At 63.7% G+C, this 1891-nt stretch carries 1 pseudogene; it reads left to right on the top strand.

Features of this window, described 5'->3' with window-relative positions:
• A pseudogene (locus QZ378_RS12840) lies at window positions 1–1891 on the top strand (DNA-directed RNA polymerase subunit beta'); the annotation flags it as partial.

Here is a 1891-nt window from a genome sequence, read left to right as displayed (position 1 = left end):
TCAAGGGCAAGCAGGGCCGCTTCCGCCAGAACCTGCTGGGCAAGCGCGTGGACTACTCCGGCCGTTCCGTTATCGTGGTGGGCCCCGAGCTGAAGATGTACCAGTGCGGCCTGCCCAAGGAGATGGCCTTGGAGCTGTTCAAGCCCTTTGTCATGAAGCGCCTGGTGGAGACCGGCGCCGTGGGCAACATCAAGGCCGCCCGCAAGTCCGTGGAGCGCGCCAAGCCCAAGGTGTGGGACGCCCTGGAAGTGGTCATCAAGAACCACCCCGTTCTGCTGAACCGCGCGCCTACTTTGCACCGTTTGGGCATCCAGGCCTTCGAGCCCGTGCTGGTAGAGGGCCGCGCCCTGAAGCTGCACCCCCTGGTGTGTACCGCTTACAACGCCGACTTTGACGGCGACCAGATGGCCGTCCACGTGCCCCTGAGCGCCGAGGCCCAGGCAGAGGCCCGCTTCCTGATGCTGGCCGCCAACAACCTGCTGAAGCCCTCCGACGGCCGCCCCGTCACTGTGCCCACCCAGGACATGGTGCTGGGCTCCTACTACCTGACCTTGGACAAGGACGGCGAGCCGGGCGAGGGCAAGGTGTTCCGGAATATGGACGAGGCCATGATGGCTTACGACGCCCATGACATCACCCTGCACTCCAAGATTCGCGTCCGCCGCACCGTGGACTTCAACGGCACCCCTGTCACCGGCCTGGTGGACACCACCATGGGCCGCATGATTTTCAACCGGCCCATCCCCCAGGACCTGGGCTATGTGGACCGCTCCACCCCCGAGGAGGCCTTGAAGTTTGAAGTGGACTTCCTGGTGGGCAAGAAGCAGCTGGGCAACATCATCGACCGCTGCATCAAGGTCCACGGCACCGAGCACACCGCCGAGGTGCTGGACGAAATCAAGGCCCAGGGCTACAAGTACTCCACCATCAGCGGCATCACCGTGGCTGTCAGCGACGCCACCATCCCCGCCGCCAAGAAGGACATTTTGGCCGCCGCGGAGAAGGAAATCGATGAAATCCGCGTGGAGTACGCCGAGGGCTTCCTGTCCGATTCCGAGCGCTACAACGCTGTGCTGCGCACCTGGGAAAAAGCCACCAACGACGTCACCGACGCCCTGCAGAAGGGCCTGGACCGCTACAACCCCATCTACATGATGGCCGACTCCGGCGCCCGAGGCTCCATGTCCCAGATTCGCCAGCTGGCCGGTATGCGCGGCCTGATTGCCAACACCTCTGGTAAGACCATTGAAATCCCCATCCGCGCCAACTACCGCGAGGGCTTGAACATCTTGGAATACTTCATCTCCTCCCGAGGCGCCCGGAAGGGCTTGGCCGATACCGCCCTGCGTACCGCAGACTCCGGTTACCTGACCCGCCGCCTGGTGGACGTCTCCCAGGAAGTCATCATCCTGGAGGACGACTGCGGCACCACCGATGGCCTGGAGGTCTTTGAAATCACCTCCGGCCCCGAGTCCATCGAGCCCTTGAAGGAGCGTCTCATTGGCCGGTACCTGGTGGAGGACTACTGCGACGAGGACGGCAACGTGCTGGTCTCCAAGGATAAGCTGATGGACGACGCCGACGCCGAGCTGATTACCAGCCGAGGCACCGAGCGCATCAAGATTCGTTCCGTGCTGAACTGCCGCGCCAAGAACGGCGTCTGCCGCAAGTGCTACGGCGCCTCCCTGGCCAACGGCAAGGCCGTCACCGTGGGCGAGGCCGTGGGTATCATCGCCGCCCAGTCCATCGGCGAGCCCGGCACCCAGCTGACCATGCGTACCTTCCACACCGGCGGTGTTGCCAGCGCCGAAGATATCACTCAGGGTCTTCCCCGCGTGGAAGAGCTGTTCGAAGGCCGCAAGCCCAAGCACGTGGCCATCATCAACGAGAT

This window comes from Flavonifractor sp., assembly GCF_019422385.1.
GTDB lineage: Bacteria > Bacillota > Clostridia > Oscillospirales > Oscillospiraceae > Flavonifractor > Flavonifractor avistercoris.
The sequence above is the reverse complement of the archived record's forward strand: the minus strand, read 5'-3'. Positions and strand labels throughout refer to the sequence as shown.